2 protein-coding genes are annotated in these 658 nt (G+C 46.5%); one reads left to right on the plus strand and one right to left on the minus strand.

Features of this window, described 5'->3' with window-relative positions; genetic code table 11:
* On the plus strand, window positions 1-515 hold a 515-nt coding region (locus A3762_RS26925), incomplete at its 5' end, for an alpha/beta fold hydrolase (RefSeq protein WP_197468972.1).
* Here the strand turns inward: A3762_RS26925 and A3762_RS28755 are convergent.
* The gene (locus A3762_RS28755) at window positions 512-649 is read right to left on the minus strand and encodes a DUF2288 family protein (RefSeq protein WP_369820655.1); all 138 of its coding nucleotides are present in this window, start codon (window positions 647-649) and stop codon (window positions 512-514) included. The genes A3762_RS26925 and A3762_RS28755 overlap by 4 nt on opposite strands.
* Between the last annotated feature and the right edge of the window lie 9 nt (window positions 650-658).

Here is a 658-nt window from a genome sequence, read left to right on the forward strand (position 1 = left end):
CCGATTGGCGATGGGGGCTATTCGGGCATGAGCATGATGATCGAATGCAACGCGCAAAGCAGTTGCTGGATGAGCTTGAGCCATACCTAGAGCAAGGCTTTGAATACAGAGATTTGCCCAATAACTTACGTCAACAAATACAAACTGAACTTTCTGAGTTCTTTGCTTCAGCCATGTCATGGCCAAGCTTTAAGCAGCTTTCACGGCTTTTGTTGAGTAAAGAATGGATATTGAGACAACTGCTGTCCGTTAAGAACTGGGGGGCATATATGCATTGCCTTCGAGCTTACATCGATCAAGGCTATGATTTCAGACAAGCCATTGAAAATTGCGAAACGCCCATTGATATTCTAGTAGGCATGAAATCGGATATGTACCCAGCCACAGGTCAGCTTCGTATGGCGGATCTGAATGAAAGATGCTCAGTCTTACCGTTCACTAAAAGTGGCCACACCCCCTTAATTGACCAACCTTTCAAACTGACACGAGAGTTGCACCGGTTTGCGACCGCCTAATGGGTGCTGCGTTCCTGCACAAGAATCCAAGGTTTAATCACAACGGCCCAGAGTAAAGTATTGTCTGTAGACCAACGCATGGCTTGCTCATCAGAAACTTGTCCGACTTTTTCTTCAGCCATCCACCCTTTCATAACAGGGGC

The sequence above is a fragment of the Oleiphilus sp. HI0125 genome (assembly GCF_001635355.1).

Excerpts from the sequence above, each read along its gene's own strand:
- A3762_RS28755 (WP_369820655.1), bottom strand. The coding sequence starts at position 649 with ATGAAAGGGTGGATGGCTGAAGAAAAAGTCGGACAAGTTTCTGATGAG.